Here is a 17,054-nt window from a genome sequence, read left to right as displayed (position 1 = left end):
TCATTCTTTTAATCACCTAATTACTAGCATTATTATCTAAATTTTTCAAAAGCAAAGTAAGCTCGCTAGCTTTTTTTGGATCCATTTTAGATAAAACACCTGAAATTTTACGTGATTCCAAAGAAAGCATTATTTTGCTTGCATCCTCTGCATCCATTTGACTTAAAACATCTGCAATGGCTGCATCTTTCATTTGGGAATAAATTTCTTTAACCCTACCTTGAGTTTTATCATTGATTGAATTTAAAATCTTTTGTTGCTCTTCTACAAGCCTTGCGTTTTCAAGCTTTAATTCTTCAATTTTTGCCAAAGTTGCATTAACCTCAGCCTCTTTTTTTTCTAAATTTTCAAGCCTTTCTTTTTGCAAAGCTTCAAAAGAGGCTTTATAAGCTTCTAAAGATTGTCTTGCTTCATCAAATTCTCTAGTTTGCAATTCAATTTGAGCTTTTCTAGCTTCAAAATACTGCTCACAATCTTGTTCAGCTCCAAAAACTACACTTGAAATAAAAACTAACAATATAAATTTTTTAATCATCTTTTTCCCCTTTGAAAAAACGACTGATTGCAATTTCATCTAAAAATTTTTCTTCAGCCTTCGCAAGTTCTTTTTGTTTTTGTTTAATTTCTTCAGTTTCCAAAGCCTTCATTTTTTCATAATCTAAATGCGCTTTTTGATATAAAAACTGATAATGATTCATTTCTTTTTTAGAAAGTTCTACTTTCTCCTTAGCTCTTGCCAAAGCCTCGCGTCCTACTTGCGCCATACTTAAATTTGATCTTAACTCTGCTATAGATCCTGATTTTGGCAATACGCCTAAACTTTCACACTCTTGGCGTGAAAGTTCATAAGCTTTTTCATGTTCAAGCTGTCTTTGTTTGGCTTGATTAAGATTTGATTCTGCTTTATCAAGTTGTTGTTTTCTTACTTTTACAACAGAATTATATTTACTTTTCATAAGATGATAGTATCATCTCTTTCAGGGCTAGTGGAAATATACTTTACTTTAACCCCTGCAAGCTCTTCAAGTCTTGCTATATATTTTTTAGCATTTTCTGGCAATAAATCATAATCTTTTATACCAAAAACTTTATCCCAACCATCCATTTCTTCATAAATAGGTTGAACATTTTCTAAATCACTTGGTATATAGTCGATTTCCATGCCCTTATATTCATAAGCACGACAAATTTTTATCTTTTCAAAACCATCTAAAACATCAAGCTTCATCAAAGATAAAGCATCAAGACCATTAAGCCTTGCTGTATATCTTACAGCAACCGCATCAAACCATCCACAGCGTCTTTTACGTCCCGTGCTTACGCCAATTTCTTTTCCAATTTGTGCAATTTTTTCTCCATCTTCGCCCTTATCCTCAGTAGGAAAAGCTCCATTTCCCACACGCGTTGCATAAGCTTTTACAATACCTATAATATTTCCCGCTTCTTTAGGATTTAACCCAAGTCCTGTTAAAGCGCCTGCTGAAATAGTACTTGAACTTGTAACATAAGGATAAGTTCCATGATCAATATCAAGCATAGAGCCCTGAGCTCCTTCTAAAAGTACTCTTTTATCTTCATCTAAAGCCTTCCAAAGCATTCTTGTAGTATCTGTAATATAAGGAGTTAAAATTTCATTAAAGCGTTTTAAATCAGCAAGCAATTCTTCAGCACTTGGAATTTCAATTTCAAGCATTTCAAAAAAAGTTTTATTAGCTTCAAAATCTTTCATCAAAGCCTCACAAAGTCTTTGTGGTTCTAAAAGCTCACCAACTCTATGTCCTGTACGATTAATCTTATCTGCATAAGAAGGTCCTATACCCTTACCTGTTGTTCCTATGGCATTTTTGCCTTTGAGTTTTTCTTTTGCAATGTCTATTAAAGAATGATGTTTTAAATTTAAATGAGCTCTATCACTGATATATAATCTACCTTTTAAATTTTCAAATTGAGCCATTTCAGCAATCAATACTTCAGGAGAAACCACAACTCCATTTCCGATAATATTAATACATCTTGGATGCAAAACTCCACTTGGCATAAGATGAAGCGCATATCTTACACCATTTACCCAAATCGTATGTCCTGCATTGTGTCCACCTGCACTTCTGCAAACAAAATCATAATTTTCACATAATTTATCAACTACCTTACCTTTTCCTTCATCGCCCCATTGAATGCCGACAATAATATCTGCTTTGCTCATAAAAATTTCCTTGATTTTACTTAATATTGGCGAGAAGATGAGAGAATCGAACTCCCCAAAGAATAGTCAACTATCCTTTCATCTGATTTGAAGTCAGTGGCGATCACCAGATACGCTAATCTTCCAAAGCGATAATTATAGCGATTTTTAATGAAAAACAAAATAAATTTATCAATATTCTTTTTGACTTCATGTTAAATTTAAGCTATAATCTCACTCTTTTTTAGCATCAAGTTTTGATGATTACATTTTTAGGATCTTTCTTTGAATTCTTTTAAACAAAAATATTTAATCAATTTTTGGGACAATTCCCGTTCTATGATTGCACTTGGAATTTTAAGTGCAGTGTATTTTGGGATTTTTGGTGGCGTTTGGGCTGTTACTGGAGAAATGACGCGTTGGGGTGGTGAGTTTTTAGAGTTTTTAGGTATGAATTTAGATGGATATTCTTATTACCAAAAGCAAAATTTAAATGGAACCCCTTTAACAAGAACTGATGGTATTATGCTCATAGGTATGTTTATAGGTTGTTTAGTAGCCGCACTTTTAGCTAACAAAGTCAAATTTCGTCTACCTGCTAGCAATATAAGAATTTTTCAAGCAATAGTAGGTGGAATTCTTTCAGGATATGGAGCAAGACTTGCATTTGGATGCAATTTAGCTAATTTTTTTACAGGTTTACCTTATTTTTCTTTACACACTTGGCTTTTTACTGTTTTTATGGTTTTAGGAATTTATCTAGGAGTGAAAATTTGCAACACTTCCTTTTTTAAACCTAAAGCTAAATTAGAACGGGTAAATAAAGAAAATTTGCTGTTAAACAAGCAAAGTTTGCGTACAAAATTATATTTTAACTTAGGCATATTGCTTTTCATAGCCTTTTTAGTTTGGGTGTTTTATCTTGTTTTTACAAATGGCAATATCAGCACACAAAACAAACAAAGCCTTCTAGCTTTAGCGCTGATTTTTGGTTTTGTTTTTGGCTTTGTTATTTCTAGAGGGCAAATTTGTTTTACTTCTTGCTTTAGAGATTTATTTTTATTTGGTAGAGATAATGCTATAAAAGGCGCATTAATCAGTATGATTATCGCCTCTTTAATCGCTTTTGCTTTTATCTTGCAAGGTCATACTAGCAAACTCATAGAACTTTCTCCTGCTGTAGCTGTAGGAGCATTTTTGTTTGGTTTTGGTATAGTTTTTGCCGGAGGTTGTGAGTGTGGTTGGGCTTATCGTGCCTTTGAAGGACAAAGTCATTTTATGATAGTAGGAATTGCAAATATAATAGGAACTATGATTTTAGCTTTAAGTTATGACTTTTTACCCAAGGCTTTTAAAGAAGGTATAAAAATCAATCTTTTAACCGAATTTGGCAATTTAAATGGATTTTTTATCAACCTTGTTTTATTTATCCTAATGTTTGTTTTTGTAGTATTTTACAAAAAACACTTCTTTAAAAATCAACTTAAAGGATAAACAGTGAAAATTACTTATAGTTTAAATTTACAAGGTGAAGCTTGTCCTTATCCTGCTATAGCAACACTTGATGTCTTACCTAAGCTTCAAAGCGGAGAAATTTTGGAAGTGCTTTGTGATTGCCCACAAAGTATCAATTCTATACCTCAAGATGCAAAAAACCGTGGTTTTAAAGTGCTTGAAATCGATCAAAGTGGACCCACGCTAAGATTTTTAATACAAAAGCCTTAAAAAAGGCTTTTGTTCTCAAAGCTCTTTTAACATCTTTTCATAAGCTGTCTTAGTTCCAGATCTTACATTTGTAAACAAACTTGCAATAATAATCACCACCGAAGCTGCTAAAAATCCTGGAACGATTTCATAAAGACCCGAATTTGCAAAATTCTTCCAAAGTACTACAGTAGCAGCTCCTGTTATCATACCTAAAATCGCTCCTACTCTTGTCATCCTACTCCAAAATAAAGAAAAAAGCATTACAGAACCAAAAGAAGCTCCAAATCCGGCCCATGCATAAGAAACTATACTCAAAACACTTGAGTTTTTATCAGTAGAAATCAAAAACGCTATTACAGCTACTAGTAAAACACCTAATTTACCTAAATTTAATACAACATGACTTGGCGCATCTTCTCTAAAAATCTTTTTATAAAAATCTTCCGCTATAGTAGAACTTGAAACCAGCAATTGTGAACTTGCTGTACTCATAATAGCTGCTAAAATAGCACTGAGTAAAATACCTGCTATCCAAGGATTAAATAAAAGCTGCGACATCACGATGAAAATCTTTTCAGGATCTTGCAAACTTAATTCAAATTTATGCACATAAGCTATGCCCAAAATACCTATCATACAAGCACTTAAAAGACAAACCGCCATCCAAGCAATGCCTATAAAAGTGGCCATAGGAATATCTTTAGTAGAACGAATCGACATAAAACGCACTAAAATATGTGGTTGACCAAAATAACCCAAACCCCAAGCAAGTGCAGATATAATGCTTATAACTCCTACTCCTTCGCCCATAGATAAAGCTTGTGGCTTTATTTCTCTTACTATATTCATCGCTTCACCAAAGCCACCTAAATGATAAAGCATAACCAAAGGCACAATGATTAAAGCCATCATCATTAAAAGCCCTTGTATCATATCCGTCCAACAAACTGCCTTATATCCACCTAAAAAAGTATAAGCAACAATAATAATCGTTCCAGTAGTTAAAGCATAATCATATCTGATACCAAAAGTACTTTCAAAAAGTTTTGCTCCACTTACAAGTCCTGATGAAACATAAAAGGTAAAAAATATCAAAATTACCACCGCACATATGATGCGCAGTATATGTTTATCATCATCAAAACGAGTTTCAAAATAATCAGGAATAGTCAAAGAATTTGCAATCACGCTGGTATAAATTCTAAGTCTTTTTGCCACAAAAATCCAATTTAAACTAGCTCCTATAGTAAGTCCAATTGCAATATAAGAATCTATAAAACCACTTACATATAAAGCTCCTGGTAATCCCATTAAAAGCCAACCACTCATATCAGAAGCCCCTGCACTAAGTGCAGATATCACAGGCCCCATAGTACGCCCACCTAAAAAATAATCTTCTGAATTTTTATTTTGCTTATAAAAATAAAAACCTATATAAAGCATCAATAAGGCATAAACTACAAACATCACTGCTATTGGGGTATTAATTTGAACTACTTCCATCAATCTCTCCTTGATCATTAAGATATTGCTCTAATGCCTAAATTTCCATAGCGATGAAAAGATATACTTAAAGCTTTTTCATTAAAATAATTTAAAAGTTCAAAACGACCATTTAACAATGGCTTTTCTCTTATGATGATTTTAGCAAGCTTTGCAGCCTCTTTATAAATCTCATCATTTACATCTGGCTTTGCCAAATAACGCACTCTTTCATATTCTTTAATACTCTTGATAAAATTTTCTTTATTTTCTTTTAAAAATAATACTTTTGCTCCTATGCTTTGAACAATTCGTTCTATCATACTAACATCTTGTTCATCATAACTGATACTTAGATCAATATTTACAATATTTGCACCTAAAATCACCCCTAAAACATCTTTTAAGCTTTCATTTCCACAAAGTCTTAAAACCATATTCTTTATTTTAGTATAAGAAAAAAGATTATCTTCTCCACGAATATTGACATAATCTTTTGAAACACTAAACTCATTTTTATAATGATAAGCATAAGATTGAGACATTTTAATTAAATCGTTCATAAAATCTTGTGATTCTTTTAAATCTATTTGTGCTAATTTTTTTGAAAATTTATCTTCAATTAAATGATCATCAAAATCTTCTTGCTTAATCTCTAAAAATTGAGTGATATAATTATAAATTCCCACTTTTCTACCCAAACCTATAGCTGATTTTTTAATTCCACCAAAAGGTTGGCGAAGCACTATAGCCCCTGTGGTTGGTTTGTTGATATAAATATTTCCTGCTTCTATATGAGTGTGAAAATACTCCCATTCTCTTTCATCTAAGCTTTCAAAACCTGCAGTTAAACCATAACCTGTGGAATTTACTATATCAATAGCTTCTTTTAAGTCTTTAGCCTTCATCACACTTAAAATCGGCACAAAAAGTTCATTCATATGGGTAAAATCACCCTTTTTAGTGCCGTATTTTATGCCTGGAGTCATTAAATAAGGATTATCCTCTAAAAACTTAGGTTTTAATGCCCATTCTTCATAAGGTTGTAATTCATCTAAGGCCTTTTGAACTTTAGAACTTGGCTTATCAGCTAAAGCACCTAATTTATTTTTAAATTCAAAAGGACTGCCCACCGCCATAGAACTTGCAGCATCTACTAAAGTCTTTTTAAATTCTTCATCATGATAAACCTCTTCTTCTAAGACTAGCAAAGAAGTAGCTGAACATTTTTGACCGCTATTGCTAAACGCAGAATGAATGATATTTTTAATCGCACTATCACGATCAGCAAATTTAGAAACTATAGTCGCATTCTTTCCTCCCGTTTCAGCACTTAAAAGCAAGGTTGGATTAGCTTTTAACATAGCATAAGCAGTATCCTCTCCTCCTGTAAAAATTGAAAATTTAATCGCTTCATCAACAAGTAAATATTTAGAAATATCGCTTCCTTTTGAAGGTAAGAAAATCAAAGCGTCTTTTGGAATACCTGCATCCCAAAAACACTTACAAAGCATATAACCTGTTAGGGTTGAAAGTGAAGAAGGTTTATAAATCACCACATTACCTGCAGCTAGTGGTGCAGCTATAGTACCTACTGAAATCCCTATAGGAAAATTCCAAGGAGCTATAGTAACCCCTATGCCTTTAGGTGTGAATGTAACTTTTGGATTTTGTTTTTTAAGCTCTTCTAAAGAGTGCGGATAAAATTCTATAAAATCAATAGCCTCACTCACTTCTGGATCGATCTCTAAAAAGGTTTTGCCCACTTCTAAAGCCGCCAAACCTATCAAATCCCCTCTTCTTTCTCTCATAAGTTTTGCACTTTTGGCTAAAATTTGATAAATTTCATCATGACTTTTTTGTATAAATTTGGAATTTTTAGCTACTTCTAAAGCTTGTTTGATTTCTTTTTCTCCGGCTAAATAAGCCTTTCCTATCACTCTATCTTCAATCTTATCTTTAACTTCTAAAACATTTAAATTTTCTGCTTTAAAATCAAGCTCACCTATGACAGGATAAACATCATAATCTTTTAAATTTTCATATTTAGCTTTAATTTCTTTAGCCCATGCTCTATTTTGCGCTAAAATAAAATCCGTATCACTTTCGTTGCTAAATTTTTTACTTTCATAAGAACTTGTGATATTTGATTCTTTATTTCTATCTTGCTTGCGATGCGTAGTGTTATCAAGAGTTTTTACGCCTTCTAAAGATTTTAAAAAAAGTTCTTTTTGGATATTCCAGTTTTTATCTCCTACTTTAAGATTGAAAAAATAACGCATAAAATTATCTTCACTTGTATTTTCATCAAGGCGTCTTACAAGATAAGCAATGGCATTGTTAAAATGTGCTTCATCACAAACTGGGGCATAAAGGATTAAATCATGCATTTTAGATAATTCATAAGAACATTGCAAACTCATACCTTCAAGCATTTCAAAAGTAAAAGAATCTAAAGCACCCGCTTCACTTATGCGTGTATAAGCATAAGCAATCTCAAAGATATTATGACTTGCAATTCCTATGTTGATGTATTTATAATTATCTCCTTCAAGAATAAAATCAAGCATTTTATTATAATTGCTATCAGTATCTATTTTTTTGTAAAAAGTAGGAAGCTCCCAGCCTTTTTGAGATGCAATAGTTTCTTCACTTTCCATATTAGCACCCTTAACAAAACGGATCTTAATAGGCTTCATACCTTTTAAAACCCTCTCTTTTGAAAAAGCAAAAAGTTTTTTAAGATACTCATAAGAATCAGGAATATAAGCTTGCAAAACAATCCCCGCTTTAATATCAAATTTAGCCACACTTTCCATAAAAGCTACAACGGTGAGTTCTAAATCTCTAAATTCTTCCATATCCAGATTGATAAATTTAGATACACCTTGTTTTTTCTCTTCTTCCAAGGCTAAAGCATAAAGATAATCTAGTCTTTTTACTACCTCTTCTTTGGAATAATCAAAATCTATAATATTAATTTGTGAAAAAATAGTAGTAATTTTTATGGAAATATAAGTGATATAACTTGATTTTAAAGCTTCTTCATATTTTTGTATGCGATATTTACTCTCAGCTTCACCTAAAACCTCTTCACCGATTAAATTCACATTTAAGGTAATTTTATCTTGCTCTTTTCTTTTCTTAATATGTGGTTCTAAAACACTAGGATTTGCATCTAGAACCATAGCTTTAGTATCTTCTCTTAAATGTTTGACAAAAAAAGGCACACTTAAATTAGGAGCAAATTTTCCAAAATTTAAAAAGCTGAAAAGTAGGAATTTTTCAAAAGTGCTAAAAAAATCCGCTATGCCATATTTACTCAAAGTATATTCTATAAGCTCAAAACTTGCATTTTTATCTTTACATCTAAAAGAACGATCTAAAAGTTCTATAAGCATAACTTTATTTTTGGGATTATTAAGAAGTTTTTGCATTTTTGAGTGAAATTCTTTTTCAGAATTTGAAATATTAGCTTCTATTTGTCCTTGCAATTCTTCAGCTAAGGCTAAAGCTTTTTGTATCATTTCGTATCTCCTAAGATAAAATAAATTTTAATAAATAATATATAAATAAGATAAAAAATAATATTTTAAATCATAGAAAATGTATAAAAAATGATAAAAAAAATTTTAATGGGTATATAAGTAACAAAAATTAAGAAATGATAATATCATTTTCTTGCTTATTTGCAACCTTAGCAATAATTTTAGCTTGAATATTTTCATCTTCTAGTTTTTTTAAACATTCTAAGGATTCTTTTTCACTTATAGAAATTAAAAGTCCTCCTGAAGTTTGCGGATCACAAAGTAATAATTTTTCTTCATTTAAATCAGGGATAAATTCTTTTATAAATTCTAAATTTTTATAAGCTCCAGCAGGGATTAAACCCATATTAAAATACTCTTTTACTCCATCTAAAAAAGGAAGTTCACTTTCAAAAATTTCAAAAGAAATATTTTTATTCAGCATTTCTTTTAAATGTCCTAAAAGTCCAAAACCTGTAACATCACTCATGGCACTTGGGTGAAATTTAAGAGCAATTTGACTGGCTTTATAATTTAACTCCATCATACTTTTAAGCAATATATCTAAATGTTTTTGATTTAGCATTTGTGCCTTTAAAGCTGTACTTAAAATTCCTGTTCCTAAAGGCTTGGTTAAAATGATACAATCTCCAACTTTAGAAGTATTATTAGCAATAAATTTACTAGGATGTACTTTCCCTGTAACACTAAGTCCAAAAAAAAGCTCAGTGCTTTCTATAGTATGGCCACCCACAACTAAAGCATTGCATTCTTGAACCTTATCATTTGCACCTTCTAAAAGCTCTTTTAAGATATTTAAATCATGATTACAAGTATCAAAACCTACTATATTTAAGGCATTAATTACCTCTGCACCCATAGCAAAAACATCGCTTAAAGCATTTGCTGCGGCAATAGCACCAAAATGATAGGCACTATCTACTATAGGAGTGATAAAATCAAGCGTTTGCACCAAAGCTAAATCGCAGCTGATTTGATATACGCTTGCATCTTCATTATTTCCAATATCGCTAAGTAAGGCAGGGGTTTTTTGCATGAAATTTAAAATTGTTTTAAGACCACCCGGGCTTAATTTCGCTGCTCAGCCTGCTGCTTTAACAAAATGCGTTAAATTTTGATTTTTATATTGCAGTATTTTTCCTTTACAAAGTAATAATTTTTGCTTTACCAAAAAGCTCATTTAAAATTTCATAAGCATTGCCTATATTTCCTATTTTAAGTTCTTTGCTTTTATTAAAAAATTCCAGACAAGCTCCACAACTTATGATCTCAGTACCTAAATTTTCAAGTTCTTTCATAGCTAAATGTGCTTTATGATTTTCATCAACATTGATTAAAACACTTTCATTTACGCAAAGAATTTTACTTGGAGCATGATCTAAATTTTTTAAGGTACTTAAAAATCCTACAAGTAAATTTTGTCCCAATTCACCCTCACCCACTTTGTCGGTTTTTAAAAATAAAACATTATAATCGTGAATATTTATTTCACTAGAATTAAAATTCTTTTTTTGTACTTTGATGCAAAACTCTTGTGCATTTTCATCTATAATAGGATTTAAATTTAAAGAGTTAAGAAATTTTACAACATTATTTTTTGAAATAATAGAATTTAAAACAATTTCTAAAATTTCATTTTCTTGAAGTTTTTCAAGAGCGTTTTTTGTTTCAACTATAGGCTGAGGGCAAGAAAGATTGCGACAATCAATTTTCATTATTTTTCCTTAATATTAGCTTTGAAAAATAATATTATTTTATTACTTGTTTTGTGTTTAAAAATTTTAAATAATATAGAAAAAATTCAAAAGCTCAAAAATGAGCTTTTTTTAAAATCTTTTTTTATTCACATCTTCAAGAATTGCTGCAGCAATTTGATTGACTTCATTTGTTATATTATTGGTAACATTTGCAACTTCGACATTTTCCTTAGTTACAGTTTCAAGTTGTGCTATAGCATCGTTAATCTGTGTGATTCCTGCTGTTTGTTCTTTTACAGATTCTGCTACTTCATTTACGCTTTGAACAAGTATATTAATATTTGCCTCGATTTCAGATAAGGATTTTCCTGTTCTTTCCGCAAGCTGTCTTACCTCATCTGCAACAACTGCAAAACCACGCCCATGTTCTCCAGCACGTGCAGCTTCAATAGCTGCATTTAAAGCAAGAAGATTCGTTTGCTCAGCGATATCTTTAATCACATTGACAATATTTTTTATATCATCAGCTTGCGAAGCAACCTCAACTGTTTTTCCACTTACATTTTGCATAGAAGAATTAATCTCCTCTACAGCTGCAGCCGATTGTTCTAAAGAACTCGCTTGTGCATTAGAGCCATCAGCAAGTTTTTGCATAGAATTTTTTAACTCTTCTGACTGATTGGCTAAATCTTTAGCAAAATTTGAAGAAGCTACAAGCATCTTTTTAATTTCTTTACCTAAAATATTAGTTGTAATCTCAACTTCGCCTTTAGCATCAAGCACCTCTGTGCTAAAATCAAGCGCTTTATAACTATCAAAAACTCTATTAATTTCATTCATATTAGAACCAATTTTATTCTGTAAAACATCAAGCATTCTATTAAGAACATTTTTAAGTTCTACTAATTGAGGGTTTATAGGATTTTTAGTAATTCTCGCAGTTAAATTACCTTTTTCGATTTCTTTAGCAGTTTGCACCGATTCATCTACAGCATTTTGATCTTGCTCTAAAGATATTTGAATCTTTTCAATATTTTCATTTATGATTCTTCCCATTGCCCCTAATTCATCATTAGCTCGAATTTTAATTAATTTAAGCTCAATTTTTTCATGATTTAAGAAACGGAAAAAAGATTCTAAAGAGTTAAGAATAATTGGTAATCTTGTTGCAACAATTTTTCTTACGCAATAATAAACCACTCCCAAAACAACAAAAATAAAAATAAAAGATGCGCTAATAATAATTAATTGTAATTTTTTCAAAGGTTCAAAAACTGAATATTTAGGGGCAGTTACCAAAACTGTCCAAGAGCTATCTTGCACTTTAAAACTATTAATCGCGGCATAAGAATCATCACCATCAAAAGCTATATAGTTAAAAACTCCATTTTTTCCTTCGCTCATAGCCTTATAAGTCTCTTGTGCGCCTTTGTTAGGATTGACATCTTTTAAATTTTTTAAAACCAAATTTTTATTAGGGTGAATTGCAACAAATCCATCTGAATTTAAAAGAACTCTTAACTCTCCATCATATTTTTGACTCTTGGGATCTAAAAGATAAGTAGCAATAGCCGAAAAATTCAAAGTCATACCGATAACACCTACAACTTGATTCTTTCGGTCAAATATAGGCATAGCAATATTTACAGCATCAAAATCTTGACCTTCTAAATTCATCCTAATAGGACGTCCTATATATACTTTATTTTCCCCATATTTTGCTTTTTTTAATATATCTTGCACAACTTGTAAATTAGCTATTTCATCACTAGCTTGTATTGCTTTTATCCCGCCTTTATTATCCTTTTCTTCATCAACATAAAGCATAACAAATTTTCCACTTTGAGTATTGAAAAATTTACTCTCCTCTTTAAAATATTCTGGCGGATCAATAAGATACAAATAAGTAAAATTAGAATAAGCACTATTATCAAAAGTATTGGTTATAATATTTGTTATACTGTCTATATCTAAATTTTCTTTTGAAGTTGATCTAAACATTTCTGTTAAAGTACCTGAAATACTTTTATTTAAAGCAATCATTTCCCCAAAAATTCCTTGAGTTTGGGTAGCATATTCTTTCGTGATAGAAGCTAGAATATCTTCTGTATTTTTGGTAATATTTTGACTTACTTGTTTTGTGATTAATGAGATTAAAATAATAAGCCCAATAACAACAACAGTTGCTACAGAAAAAATAAGTTTTAAACCTATATTTAAAGATTTAAACATCTTAATAACTCCTAAAAATAAAATTTTGGATTTTATATTTTAACATATTTTTTAAAAAAATACTATTAATTAATTATAAAAATATTATGTATTAGTATTTTTTGATAGAAGATTTATTTTTTTCCTTTTAAAAACAATTCTTTAAAGCGTTTATTAGCGTATTCTTCTATGTCCTTTTGCAAAATAGAGTAATTTTCCATTAATTCTAAAGCTCTAGGAGTAAGTTTTGTTCCTGATTCTTTAGAGCGTCCTTGTCGTGTGCTAACTAAAATTTCTTGAGAATTTTTTTGTAAGGTTTGTAAATGCATCCAAGCTTTTTTATAATTAATCCCCATAAGTTTAGAAGCATGCAATAAACTACCTGTTTGTCCGATAAGCTCTAAAAGTTCTGTTTTTCCTCGTCCAAAAAGCAAATCTCCATCCGCATTTTCAATCCAAGTTTTTGTTCTTACTATAAATTGCTTACCTTTTTTTTCTTTAAAACAACCAAGTTGACAATACTTTACATCAACCTTATAAGCTTTTAAAGCTGAACGCATACTTTTAAGTCCACAACCTTCTTTAGCAATATCTCTTGCATCTTTACAAAAAATTCTACGCTTTTCATCTAAACTAGGTTCTATTTTTTTAAGCACTTCAATCTTTGCTTTTTCAAAATCTAAATGTCCAAATTGCCCCAACTCGCAATTATCAATTCTCATGTGATTTTCATCGGCTAATTGTCCGATTTTTTCTATATTTATATTAAATTTCTTTGCAATTTTAAAAGCCGTACCACAATCTAATTTTTCATTACTATTTAACAATTCTCTCATGTATGAGATGATTTCTTTTTCTTGATTTTTATCCATGAATTCTAAATTCTCCACTATAAATATTAATCTTATTTTCTCTAGCAAAACCACAAAGCGTTAAATCAAATTTTCTTGCTATCATAACTCCTAAACAAGTAGGAGCCGTACGTGAAACAAGGACTGGAATTTTATGCATAACTGCTTTAGCTACCATTTCAGAACTTAGCCTTCCACTAACCATTAAAAAACATTGACTTAAATCAACCCCAGCTAAACGTGCTTTTCCTAAAGCTTTATCTATGGTATTATGTTGAGCTATATCTTCACCTATAAAAAAAGTTTTCTCATCTACAAAAAGCTTAGCCGTATGCACACAGCCTGTTTTCTCGTAAAGCTCGCATTGAGTATAAAAAGTACTCATTTGTTTTAAAATTTCATCTTTGCTAAATTTTACATCAGAACTAATTTTACTCGCTTCAATGGCTTCTAAATCGATATTTGCAGTATGTGCTCTACCACAACCACTTATAACTACGCCTTCAGCATTAAGCTTTGCTAAATTTTCTTTATCAATCTTTGCTTTGATGTGCACACTCATACCATCATCTTTTGTTTCTATGTTCTCAATATCGCTTACTTTTGCAATGATATTTTCGCTCATTAAATACCCTATTGCTAATGCCTGTTCATCTACAGGAGTTGTCATTAAAGCACCTACTTTTTCATCATTAATAAAAATTTCAAGCTTAATTTCACGTACTAAAGTATCATCGCATGTAAAAGATTCATCACCTTTATATTTTAAAATCTGAGTTGTAAATAAGGGTTCCATAAGCTTTCTCTTTTCGCGTTATTTTAAAAATTTAATTATATCAAAAAAACATAATTAAAAGTAATACTGATAAAAAAATAGGGATTTAATTTATAATTTTTAAGAATTTTAAAACATTTTATATCAAAAAAACATAAATTTACTCTTTAAACTCTTCAAGTGAAAATATACTAACAATTTGAAATTTAAAAACAAAAATAAAATTTTCTCTTTATGAAATTACTTCTTAAGCTCTTTTTTATGGGGGGGGGGTATAATGGTTTTTTTTATTTTTTGTATAAGGAGAATTTATGAAGCTTTCGTTTTCGGCGAGTAAAGTTTTAGTGGGTTTTGGCTTAGGTGCTGCACTTTGTAGCAATGCAATGGCAGTAGATTTAAATTCTAAAAATACCTTAGTTGAAGCTCAGACAACACCAACTGAAATAGAACTAGGTGGGATTAGCGGAAAAAATCTGCAAGATTATTTTGAAGTTAAAGGGCAAGATGTAGTTTTAATAAATGGAGATAGTTTAAAAGGCAATGATTTAACCATAAAATCAAACATTCCTAGATTTGATGATGAAAGCTTTTTAAATCCAGATGATAAAGATATCGATACTGATGAATTTAAGTATGTCTTTGATTTGGGTGATAAAAATACTTTAAATATCGAAAATGTTGGTATGGAAAGTTCTTACATTGCAAATCTTTATGTAAATGCTAAAGAAATCATACTTAAAGATATGAATTTATATGTCAATCAAAGCGGCTCGATGTTCAATGGAGATTTAAGCCTTAGCGGAACTAATTTAGTAGAAGATGATACACAAAAAGGCTCAAGAGTATCTGTATATGGAAATAACCTTGTCGTAAATGGAAATTTAAATGCAGACAAAACCTTTTTTGAATTTGGCAATCCTTATGCAGTGCAAAATTATTCTATAAAAGTTGCTAATAATGCGAATATCACTAATTCTAAATTTAGCGTAAATGGTACATCTTTTAGAGATTTGTTTGCTAAAAACACACTTTTAATCCAAGCACAAGGATTTAATAAGGATATAAGCACATCAAATACAGCTGGAGCTTCATATGGCAAATTTGCAAGTGATTATATCGATATAGATAAAAATCAAGACACCTTTCAAAGTATAACACTTGATAAAAATTTGCTGAATATGGAATTAGTAGATTACAATTTAAAAGAAGTAAATTGCGGATCTAGCAAATGCTTGGTAGCAAATGGAACAGCAACTGAGCATTTAAAAAATACTCTAACTCAATTAAAAATTGACTTAAAAATGCTAGAAAAACTAATAAAACAATTTAATGATAATGAACAAATAAAAAAACAGCTTGAAGACCAAAAAAATAAATTAAATGAAATAATACAAAAAGGCGAAAACAATCCAAACTTAGACAAAGAAGTAGTAAAATTATACAACCTTAAAGAAGGAAGTGCTGAATATAATGCTGTACTTAATCTTAGAGAAATCGCGGACAAACTTGTAGATCAAGGTTTAGGACTAGATTTAAAAAGTTTTAGCGGTGTAAAACTAGCCCTACAAATCAAAAAAGACACAGACAATACAGGTAAATCTGTATCTAATCTAAATTCAGCTTCTAGTGCAGTTAATACCACTATGAATATTTCTAATGATGTTTCTATAGGCTCTCGTGTAGCAATGCTAAACAATCCTTTTGGAACTTATGCTTCTAAAATGAATGATCTTAAATTTGCTGCTTTAGATAGTGATATGAGACCAAGCTATGTAAATGAATATACCAATAGTGTTTGGGCTAATGCTTTTGGTGGTGCTAACATTATCGATGGAGATAGTGGTGCAATGTATGGTGCTACCGTAGGGGTAGATAAACAAGCTAATGATAATGTTTTATGGGGTGCTTATTTTACTTATGCAAATGCTAAAATCAAAGACAATAATTTAGAACAAAAAAGTGATAACTTCCAATTAGGTATGTATTCTACTATCAATGTAGCTCCACAATGGGAACTTAATCTTAAAGCTTATGCTCAAGTTTCTCCAACTAAACAAGACAATATTCAAACAGATGGTGCATATAACTCAGATTATACAAGCAAATTCTTAGGACTTAGTGCTAATGCAGGTCGTGTGTTTGACTTTAGTGATAATACTTTATTTATCAAACCTTTTGCAGGGATAAATTATTATTTTAGTTATACTCCATCTCATACAGAAAATGGTGCTATTGCTAAAGATATTGATTCTATGAAAAACAATTCTGTAAGTGTTGAAGTGGGTGCTGAATTTAGAAAATATATGAATGAAAACTCTTATATTTTTGTAACTCCAAAAATAGAACAATTTGTTATCAATAGGGGTGATGATTACACAGCTAATTTAGCTATAAATAATGCTTTCTTTACTAGTGTAGAAGCTAACAACAAGAAAAAAACTTATGGACAAATTATCGTAGGGGGTAATATAGATTTTACAAATCAACTCAGTATGAATCTTGGTTTTGGTGCTAAACAAATACTAGCAGGTAAAGTAGATAATAAAAATGAAACTTACTTAAGTGGTCAAGTAGGACTTAAGTATAAATTTTAATCTTAAA

Annotated in this window: 13 protein-coding genes and 1 tRNA gene; 3 read left to right on the top strand and 11 right to left on the bottom strand. The window is 30.6% G+C overall.

The window, feature by feature from the left end:
* Positions 1-16 precede the first annotated feature (16 nt).
* The 4 genes from AJ887_RS05120 to AJ887_RS05105 form a co-directional block, all read right to left on the bottom strand.
* Positions 17-535, bottom strand: coding sequence for a MotE family protein (locus tag AJ887_RS05120; RefSeq protein WP_002851265.1), 519 nt, complete (start codon positions 533-535; stop codon positions 17-19).
* On the bottom strand, positions 528-956 hold the full coding sequence (locus AJ887_RS05115) for a flagellar export protein FliJ (RefSeq protein ID WP_002880459.1): 429 nt from the start codon (positions 954-956) through the stop codon (positions 528-530). The genes AJ887_RS05120 and AJ887_RS05115 overlap by 8 nt, the downstream gene beginning before the upstream one ends.
* Entirely contained in the window at positions 953-2,203 is a 1,251-nt protein-coding gene (locus tag AJ887_RS05110) for an adenylosuccinate synthase (RefSeq protein WP_002862151.1), read from the bottom strand. Before AJ887_RS05110 ends, AJ887_RS05115 begins: the two co-directional genes overlap by 4 nt.
* 27 nt (positions 2,204-2,230) lie before the next feature.
* Positions 2,231-2,328: transfer RNA gene (locus AJ887_RS05105), tRNA-Sec, on the bottom strand.
* A 139-nt stretch (positions 2,329-2,467) separates the two neighbouring features.
* Here AJ887_RS05105 and yedE point away from each other — a divergent pair.
* Together yedE and yedF (AJ887_RS05095) are read left to right on the top strand one after the other, a co-directional pair.
* The gene (gene yedE / locus AJ887_RS05100) at positions 2,468-3,676 is read left to right on the top strand and encodes a selenium metabolism membrane protein YedE/FdhT (RefSeq protein ID WP_083262111.1); all 1,209 of its coding nucleotides are present in this window, start codon (positions 2,468-2,470) and stop codon (positions 3,674-3,676) included.
* 3 nt (positions 3,677-3,679) lie between these two features.
* Positions 3,680-3,907: a sulfurtransferase-like selenium metabolism protein YedF gene (gene yedF / locus AJ887_RS05095; protein WP_002867050.1), complete on the top strand. Its 228-nt coding sequence runs from the start codon at positions 3,680-3,682 to the stop codon at positions 3,905-3,907.
* 15 nt (positions 3,908-3,922) lie between these two features.
* On the opposite strand, the gene putP is transcribed toward yedF (AJ887_RS05095), so the two are convergent.
* The 7 genes from putP to fdhD form a co-directional block, all read right to left on the bottom strand.
* On the bottom strand, positions 3,923-5,392 hold the full coding sequence (gene putP / locus AJ887_RS05090) for a sodium/proline symporter PutP (RefSeq protein WP_002870870.1): 1,470 nt from the start codon (positions 5,390-5,392) through the stop codon (positions 3,923-3,925).
* A gap of 17 nt (positions 5,393-5,409) precedes the next feature.
* A complete protein-coding gene (locus AJ887_RS05085; protein ID WP_070239574.1) occupies positions 5,410-8,898 on the bottom strand; it encodes a proline dehydrogenase family protein in 3,489 nt (1,162 codons plus the stop codon).
* A 130-nt stretch (positions 8,899-9,028) separates the two neighbouring features.
* Positions 9,029-10,051 carry a selenide, water dikinase SelD gene (gene selD, locus AJ887_RS05080; protein ID WP_079860864.1) on the bottom strand — a complete coding sequence of 341 codons (1,023 nt, stop codon included), beginning with the start codon at positions 10,049-10,051 and terminating at the stop codon, positions 9,029-9,031.
* A 10-nt stretch (positions 10,052-10,061) separates the two neighbouring features.
* Entirely contained in the window at positions 10,062-10,634 is a 573-nt protein-coding gene (gene yedF / locus AJ887_RS05075) for a sulfurtransferase-like selenium metabolism protein YedF (protein WP_070239570.1), read from the bottom strand.
* A gap of 111 nt (positions 10,635-10,745) precedes the next feature.
* A complete protein-coding gene (ccaA, locus tag AJ887_RS05070; protein WP_052858389.1) occupies positions 10,746-12,848 on the bottom strand; it encodes an aspartate chemotaxis receptor CcaA in 2,103 nt (700 codons plus the stop codon).
* 113 nt (positions 12,849-12,961) lie between these two features.
* Positions 12,962-13,699, bottom strand: a complete 738-nt coding sequence (locus AJ887_RS05065; protein ID WP_002862159.1) for a winged helix-turn-helix domain-containing protein — start codon at positions 13,697-13,699, stop codon at positions 12,962-12,964.
* Positions 13,692-14,474 carry a formate dehydrogenase accessory sulfurtransferase FdhD gene (fdhD, locus tag AJ887_RS05060; protein WP_070239569.1) on the bottom strand — a complete coding sequence of 261 codons (783 nt, stop codon included), beginning with the start codon at positions 14,472-14,474 and terminating at the stop codon, positions 13,692-13,694. Before fdhD ends, AJ887_RS05065 begins: the two co-directional genes overlap by 8 nt.
* Positions 14,475-14,764: 290 nt before the next feature.
* On the opposite strand from fdhD, the gene AJ887_RS05055 reads away from it, so the two are divergent.
* Entirely contained in the window at positions 14,765-17,047 is a 2,283-nt protein-coding gene (locus AJ887_RS05055) for an autotransporter outer membrane beta-barrel domain-containing protein (protein WP_070284915.1), read from the top strand.
* The last annotated feature ends 7 nt before the right edge of the window (positions 17,048-17,054 follow it).

The sequence above is a fragment of the Campylobacter sp. BCW_6466 genome (assembly GCF_001762835.1).
In the GTDB taxonomy this organism is placed as follows: Bacteria; Campylobacterota; Campylobacteria; order Campylobacterales; family Campylobacteraceae; genus Campylobacter_D; species Campylobacter_D jejuni.
The sequence above is the reverse complement of the archived record's forward strand: the minus strand, read 5'-3'. Positions and strand labels throughout refer to the sequence as shown.

What these genes read in the sequence shown, in the direction of transcription:
- AJ887_RS05120 (WP_002851265.1), bottom strand. Translation starts at nt 535, where the DNA reads ATGATTAAAAAATTTATATTGTTAGTTTTTATTTCAAGTGTAGTTTTT.
- AJ887_RS05115 (WP_002880459.1), bottom strand. Translation starts at nt 956, where the DNA reads ATGAAAAGTAAATATAATTCTGTTGTAAAAGTAAGAAAACAACAACTT.
- AJ887_RS05110 (WP_002862151.1), bottom strand. Translation starts at nt 2,203, where the DNA reads ATGAGCAAAGCAGATATTATTGTCGGCATTCAATGGGGCGATGAAGGA.
- putP (WP_002870870.1), bottom strand. Translation starts at nt 5,392, where the DNA reads ATGGAAGTAGTTCAAATTAATACCCCAATAGCAGTGATGTTTGTAGTT.
- AJ887_RS05085 (WP_070239574.1), bottom strand. Translation starts at nt 8,898, where the DNA reads ATGATACAAAAAGCTTTAGCCTTAGCTGAAGAATTGCAAGGACAAATA.
- yedF (WP_070239570.1), bottom strand. Translation starts at nt 10,634, where the DNA reads ATGAAAATTGATTGTCGCAATCTTTCTTGCCCTCAGCCTATAGTTGAA.
- ccaA (WP_052858389.1), bottom strand. Translation starts at nt 12,848, where the DNA reads ATGTTTAAATCTTTAAATATAGGTTTAAAACTTATTTTTTCTGTAGCA.
- AJ887_RS05065 (WP_002862159.1), bottom strand. Translation starts at nt 13,699, where the DNA reads ATGGATAAAAATCAAGAAAAAGAAATCATCTCATACATGAGAGAATTG.
- fdhD (WP_070239569.1), bottom strand. Translation starts at nt 14,474, where the DNA reads ATGGAACCCTTATTTACAACTCAGATTTTAAAATATAAAGGTGATGAA.
- AJ887_RS05055 (WP_070284915.1), top strand. Translation starts at nt 14,765, where the DNA reads ATGAAGCTTTCGTTTTCGGCGAGTAAAGTTTTAGTGGGTTTTGGCTTA.